The 5,151-nt window shown below is 64.7% G+C and carries 10 protein-coding genes and 1 pseudogene; 2 read left to right on the top strand and 9 right to left on the bottom strand.

What is annotated here, in order from left to right:
- Nucleotides 1–712: hypothetical protein (locus D9599_RS30070; protein WP_198385017.1), on the bottom strand; the 712-nt coding region annotated here is incomplete at its 3' end.
- A 141-nt stretch (nt 713–853) separates the two neighbouring features.
- On the opposite strand from D9599_RS30070, the pseudogene D9599_RS31815 reads away from it, so the two are divergent.
- A pseudogene (locus D9599_RS31815) lies at nt 854–1,326 on the top strand (transposase); the annotation flags it as partial.
- A 254-nt stretch (nt 1,327–1,580) separates the two neighbouring features.
- Here the strand turns inward: D9599_RS31815 and D9599_RS30060 are convergent.
- The 8 genes from D9599_RS30060 to D9599_RS30025 form a co-directional block, all read right to left on the bottom strand.
- Nucleotides 1,581–2,219 (bottom strand): HD domain-containing protein, encoded by a 639-nt coding sequence (locus D9599_RS30060; protein WP_198385015.1) that lies wholly within the window; start codon nt 2,217–2,219, stop codon nt 1,581–1,583.
- Between the two features lie 25 nt (nt 2,220–2,244).
- The gene (locus D9599_RS30055) at nt 2,245–2,481 is read right to left on the bottom strand and encodes a catalase-related domain-containing protein (RefSeq protein ID WP_198385014.1); all 237 of its coding nucleotides are present in this window, start codon (nt 2,479–2,481) and stop codon (nt 2,245–2,247) included.
- Nucleotides 2,482–2,494: 13 nt separating this feature from the next.
- Complete coding sequence (locus D9599_RS30050; RefSeq protein ID WP_198385013.1) at nt 2,495–2,686, bottom strand: hypothetical protein; 192 nt, start codon at nt 2,684–2,686, stop codon at nt 2,495–2,497.
- The gene (locus tag D9599_RS30045; RefSeq protein WP_198385012.1) at nt 2,656–2,982 is read right to left on the bottom strand and encodes a nuclear transport factor 2 family protein; all 327 of its coding nucleotides are present in this window, start codon (nt 2,980–2,982) and stop codon (nt 2,656–2,658) included. Before D9599_RS30045 ends, D9599_RS30050 begins: the two co-directional genes overlap by 31 nt.
- A 13-nt stretch (nt 2,983–2,995) precedes the next feature.
- Nucleotides 2,996–3,430: an alpha/beta hydrolase gene (locus D9599_RS30040; protein ID WP_198385011.1), complete on the bottom strand. Its 435-nt coding sequence runs from the start codon at nt 3,428–3,430 to the stop codon at nt 2,996–2,998.
- Nucleotides 3,418–3,738, bottom strand: a complete 321-nt coding sequence (locus tag D9599_RS30035; RefSeq protein WP_198385010.1) for an alpha/beta fold hydrolase — start codon at nt 3,736–3,738, stop codon at nt 3,418–3,420. The genes D9599_RS30040 and D9599_RS30035 overlap by 13 nt, the downstream gene beginning before the upstream one ends.
- Before the next feature lie 123 nt (nt 3,739–3,861).
- Nucleotides 3,862–4,107, bottom strand: coding sequence for a 4-oxalocrotonate tautomerase family protein (locus D9599_RS30030; protein ID WP_198385009.1), 246 nt, complete (start codon nt 4,105–4,107; stop codon nt 3,862–3,864).
- 54 nt (nt 4,108–4,161) lie between these two features.
- On the bottom strand, nt 4,162–4,872 hold the full coding sequence (locus D9599_RS30025) for an SDR family NAD(P)-dependent oxidoreductase (protein ID WP_198385008.1): 711 nt from the start codon (nt 4,870–4,872) through the stop codon (nt 4,162–4,164).
- Between the two features lie 26 nt (nt 4,873–4,898).
- Here D9599_RS30025 and D9599_RS30020 point away from each other — a divergent pair.
- Nucleotides 4,899–5,151: LysR family transcriptional regulator (locus D9599_RS30020; RefSeq protein WP_232481123.1), on the top strand; the 253-nt coding region annotated here is incomplete at its 3' end.

Below are 5,151 nucleotides of genomic sequence, written 5' to 3'. Positions count from 1 at the left end.
CTAGGCGGAACATCAGCCCTTCGGCTTCGTCCTCGCTCCCAAGAGCCAGCGCGAGCTGCTGCGCCTCGCTCTCCTGCTGGCGGAGCGTGCGCTTGCTCGGCTCCTCCGCGTCACCTCGGAAGAAGCGCACCGGCACGCCCTCGATCAGGAAGACGAAGTGGTGCGTCTCGTCCAGCACCCCAAGCCAGGGGTAGCGGCCCGCCTCCGCAGCCCAACGGAGCCGGTTGCGGCTGAAGGAGTAGGCACGGCAGCCGATCGACCAGGCGTCGTCCCCGGCCCGGCTGTCGGCCATGGCGAGCGCGTCGGTAGGTCCGCGGGCGAGCAGGCGGGTGCAGGCGGTAATGCGCTCCTCCGTCAGCGCGGGGTGCAGGTTCCAGGGCAGGCGCGCCTTCGGAGCTGGATCGGCCGGGTTCGTCATGGCGACAGCATAGCGCGGCGATGTCGGTTCGTGCTGCACCACGCAAGTGGGCGGCCCGCTGCTGTCCAGCGCCCACCCCGGAACCTGGCAGACGTCCCCCTTCCGGCATGGCAGGCTGATCATCCGGCAGGTGGAGACGCGGCAGCAGCACGTGTGCTCTTGGTGGGGATCGATCCTGACGCGGTAGACTACGCCGATCCCGCGCTGCCGCCGGGGTTGGATCCGGAGGTGATCCGCCGCGGCATCGCGCTTGTCCTCGACGGCTTTCGCGCTGCCGGACACGACGCTCAGCACCTCCATATCCCGGTGGACCCGTCTGACCTCGGCGACCTAGACCAGATGTCCGTCAGAGGCGGGGGGCGCCTCGGACTGTGCAGGATGATCGAGGGTTGCGCCGTGTGGGCTGGCGCCTTGCCTCAGCACAGGAGACGGGCCATGGGAGAGAGCATCACCTTTGTCGGGCTGGACGTGCACAAGGCGACGATCGCCGTCTGTGTGGCGGAGGCCGGGCAGGATGGCGAGGTGCGGTTCGGGGGGAAATCTCCAACGAGCCGGTGGCGCTGGATAAGCTGGTGGCGCGCCTCGGCCGGGGCGGTCGGATCCTGCGCTTCGCCTACGAGGCCGGACCATGTGGTTACGGGGTCTACCGGCACCTCCGCGACCGCGGCCACGATTGTGTGGTGGTCGCCCCGAGCCTCATCCCGCGTAAGCCTGGCGAGCGGATCAAGACTGACCGGCGGGACGCGACGGCGCTCGCGCGTTTGCACCGGGCCGGCGAGTTGACGCCGGTGTGGGTGCCGGACCCGGAACACGAGGCCATCCGGGACCTGGTCAGGGCGCGAGCCGACATGGTGGAGGCGCTCCGCAAGGCGCGGCAGCGGCTGACGGGTTTTCTGCTCCGGCACGGGCGGAGCTGCGACGACTTTTCTGCGACGCCGCGACCGATAGCCGGACCCGCCCCGACGATCATGACAGATTTTGACATACATTCTTTCGTTCAGACAAAGAACTGGGAGGCGCGCGTGCAGGGGCACCGAACACCAAGCGCGACGGAGCATGGCCGATCAACGGAAGAGACTGCTCAACTGGTCGGACCGGCTACCAACCCAGCTGCTCCCAGACAGCAGGCTGGGTCATAGCTGCCGCGCGGGACAAGTGCTTCTCAGCCGCGCCAGTGCGAGCCGCGGATCACCGCGCAGAAATTGCCGCGATGAAAATGCAGCTCCTTGTCGGCGATCACGTCGGCCTTGACGTTGCCGAACGTGGTCTGCGGCTTGTGCTTGATACCGTCATAGAAGGCCTGGCTGATGTCCTCCTTGAACGCGGGCGGGCGCGGGAAGGCTGCCACCACGGCCTCACGCGTCGCGTCGTCATATTGGCCGTAGGTAAGGCCAAGCACGTCCATCTCGACCCCGGCGGTGGTGAGGGCGATCACCGGGTGCATGAACTCCGGCACACCCGGGGTGGTGTGCAGCGCGATCCCGGTCCAGACCTTTTCGACATCAGACGGATCAACATTGTGGCTCTCGAGGAACTCGCGTGCCGTATTCGCGCCGTCCACCTCGAAGCGCAGATTCTGGCTTGAGTGCGAGGGCATCAGCCCAATGTCGTGGAACATGGTCGCCGCGTAGAGCAGCTCGGGGTTGAACGTCAAACCGCGCTGCTGGCCCGCGATCGCACCGAAGAAATAGACGCGGCTCGAATGGTTGAAGAGCAGCTCGGTCTCGGTGTCGCGGATGAACTCAGTGATCGTGCGGCAGAGTTTGCTGTCGGGAACCGACACGCCGTGAACATTGGTCATCGATTCTTATCCTGCTGCGGGGATGCTAATCGGCCGTCGGCGCTATAGCCGCGAAGCAAAGGGCTGCGGCGATGCCAGCACCGTAGGCAGGATTGGCCTGGGTGCAGTTGTCGATGTGGCGCTGGTTCATATGACCGGCGGCGTTGCTCAGCGCGCGCGCCGTGTTGTCGAGCAGCGCCTCAAAGGGGGGGCGGGCTTCGCGACCAAACCAGCCCCGCGGACGCTTACCGTTCATCTCACCAGCAGCGCCGACATAGGGCACCGCGGGGTTCGTATCAGACCTCCGACGCAGGGACGAGGCGCATCGCCGGGAAGCCGAGCTTGCTGGCGAAGATCTCCTGGACCTCCACGGTCGCGGGGAGCGGGCGCCACGCCACCTCGATACTGTCGATCAGGCCGTCTTCGTTGAGGTGCAGGTGCTCGTTACCCTTCACCGTCAGGCCGTTGCAGATGAAGCTAAAGAACACGGCGACGTCCCGATCCGAAGCGAAGCGAAGCGAAGGTTCACCTCAAGGCTGTCGATCGTCTCCAGAAATCCGGAGAGGACCTCCACCACCGCATCCTTGCCGATGGTAGGTCCGGGGAAGATGGGGCCGAGCAGGACGACGTTCTCGGCGAGATGCGGCACGATCCGCAGGCTGTCCCTCTTGCTGAGAGCCGCAAAATAGTTGTCGACATGTGCAGTGTTCATTGAAGAAAACCCCTCGGCTAAGAATTCGGCATTGATTCGCGGTAGGCGGCGGGGATGCCAGTGAGTCGGCATCCCTCGAGCATTGTCACCGGGCAGCGCGCTCGATCAGCGCGGCGACTTCGGCCGGGTGGGAGACAGGCGAAGCGTGGCTGGATTGCAGCGTCACCGTCTCGGCGTTCATCCGCTTGGCAAACATCGCCTCGGCCGCCGGCGGTATCATCTGATCCTTGGCGGAAATGGCGTAGAAGGTCGGCTTGTCGTGCCAGGCCGCAACCGTCGCTTCCGTCTCGAACACGGCGCTGTTGAGCGGCAGCTGGTGCGCGACCAGCGCCTCGCCTTCGCTGGCCGGCAGGTCGCCGGCGAACACGGTCGGCAGTGCGGCGGGGTCAATAGACAGGTATCCACGAGCGTCCGGCCGCAGGGTCTTTTGCCCGGGGGTCGGCGGTGCGCCTTCCGACAGCTTCTTGAGGCTCTCGCCGCGGTCGGGCGCATAAGCGGCGACATAGACTAGCGCCGACACCTTAGGGTCGTTCCCGCCTCGCCGATCACCACGCCGCCCCAGCTATGCCCGACCAGCACGGTAGGGCCATTCTGCGCGGCGAGAGCCGTGCGGGTGGCAGCCACGTCGTCGTCCAGCGAGGTCAGCGGGTTCGCGACCAGCGTAACCCGATAGCCCTTGCTGCGCAGCAGCTGCGCTACCTTGTTCCAGCTCGTCTGGTCGGTGAAGGCGCCATGCACCAGCACGACGTTGCGGGCGGGAGTGGCGTGGGCGGTTCCCGTACCGGCGAGGGAGAGCGCTGCGGCGATCGTCGAAGGAATTTTGGTCATTGGTTCGCTCCTTTCTAGCTGTTGTCGGCGGGCAGGTGAGAGCCTCGCCCTCTCGGTCTCATGGAGTTGGCGTCGATCGGTCTGAGTGTGCCGGCGTCCGGTTGCGCGAGGCGCCGGACGGTGTCAGTCGCCTGTTTGACGGTCTCGAATGTGCTGGCGACGATAGTCGGCCAGCGGCAGCCCGCCTTGACCCAGATCTTCGATCTCGTGTTCGTGGAAGATCACTGTCGTATCTTCACGGGGCTTGCCCATCACGTCGAACAGCAGGTCAGCAATGCCCCTGTAGACCGCGTTTTTCTGCTCGGTAGTAGTGCGGTCCGCACCCGCCGTCGTGCCTTCGCGGGTCACGAGGATGTTTACGATTGGCATGGTATGTCTCCAGGGGAGACGGGGAGTACCGAAGGCGCTCTCCCGTTGATAGGATCAGCGGCCGGCGATCAGGCCACCATCTACGTGCAGGATCTCGCCGGTCGAGAAGACAGCGTCCTCGAGGTAGAGCACTGCGCGCACGATATCCTCGACCTCGCCCAGCTTGTTCATGGGATGAAAGGCGCCGAGCTGCTCGACGATGTTCGGGTCGTGCATGGGCGTGCGGATCACGCCGGGAGCAACGGCATTCACGCGGATGCCGCGGGTAGCGTACTCGATCGCCAGGCTCTTTGTCGCCGCGTTCATGCCGCCCTTGGTCAGCATGGCAATGAAGGCCGGCGAGCGCGAACTGGCAAACTCCGCTGTCGATGCCGTGATCTGGACGACATGCCCGCTGCCCTGCTCCAGCATGACGGGCACGACTGCTTGAGTGGTGAAGAAGAAGCCATCGAGGTTGGTCTTCAACTTCAGCCGGTAATCCTCCTCCGTATAGTCGGTGAAGGCCTTGCCGATGAAGACGCCGGCATTGTTTACAAGCGTGTCAATGCGGCCGAACTTCTCCAGTGCTGCCGCGACTAGGCGCTTGCCCGTTTCGGGATTGCCGATGTCGCCTGCTACGGTCACCAGGTCGGGATCGGTCGAGGGCTGGATGGAGCGCGAGGTAGCTACGACGGCGTAGCCACGGGCGCGAAACCCGCTCACGATGCCCTCGCCCAGACCTTGTGAGGCACCGGTGACGACAGCGACTTTCTTGACGTCCGACATTGCCTGGCTTCCTTCATCCTTGCCCGATGACCGGCATGTACGGCGGTGTCGGATTTCCAAAAATTCGCTATCTTCGATCAATGGCTGATCAAAAACGCACAGACCTTGACTGGCAGGATGTCCGGAACTTCGTAGCGCTGGCGAGGCATGGCAGCTTGTCCGCGGCCGCCAGAATGCTTTCGGTCAATCATGCTACCATCGCGCGTCGGCTCCATTCGCTTGAGGAGAGCCTGGGGGAGAAGCTTGTCGAACGTCGTTCCGACGGATATGTGCTGACGC

The organism is Roseomonas sp. KE2513 (genome assembly GCF_016107305.1).
Taxonomy (GTDB): Bacteria; Pseudomonadota; Alphaproteobacteria; order Acetobacterales; family Acetobacteraceae; genus Roseomonas.
This window is presented reverse-complemented; position numbering and strand designations above follow the sequence as displayed.

What these genes read in the sequence shown, in the direction of transcription:
- D9599_RS30060 (WP_198385015.1), bottom strand. Translation starts at nt 2,219, where the DNA reads ATGACCAATGTTCACGGCGTGTCGGTTCCCGACAGCAAACTCTGCCGC.
- D9599_RS30045 (WP_198385012.1), bottom strand. Translation starts at nt 2,982, where the DNA reads ATGCCGACTCACTGGCATCCCCGCCGCCTACCGCGAATCAATGCCGAA.
- D9599_RS30035 (WP_198385010.1), bottom strand. Translation starts at nt 3,738, where the DNA reads ATGACCAAAATTCCTTCGACGATCGCCGCAGCGCTCTCCCTCGCCGGT.
- D9599_RS30030 (WP_198385009.1), bottom strand. Translation starts at nt 4,107, where the DNA reads ATGCCAATCGTAAACATCCTCGTGACCCGCGAAGGCACGACGGCGGGT.
- D9599_RS30025 (WP_198385008.1), bottom strand. Translation starts at nt 4,872, where the DNA reads ATGTCGGACGTCAAGAAAGTCGCTGTCGTCACCGGTGCCTCACAAGGT.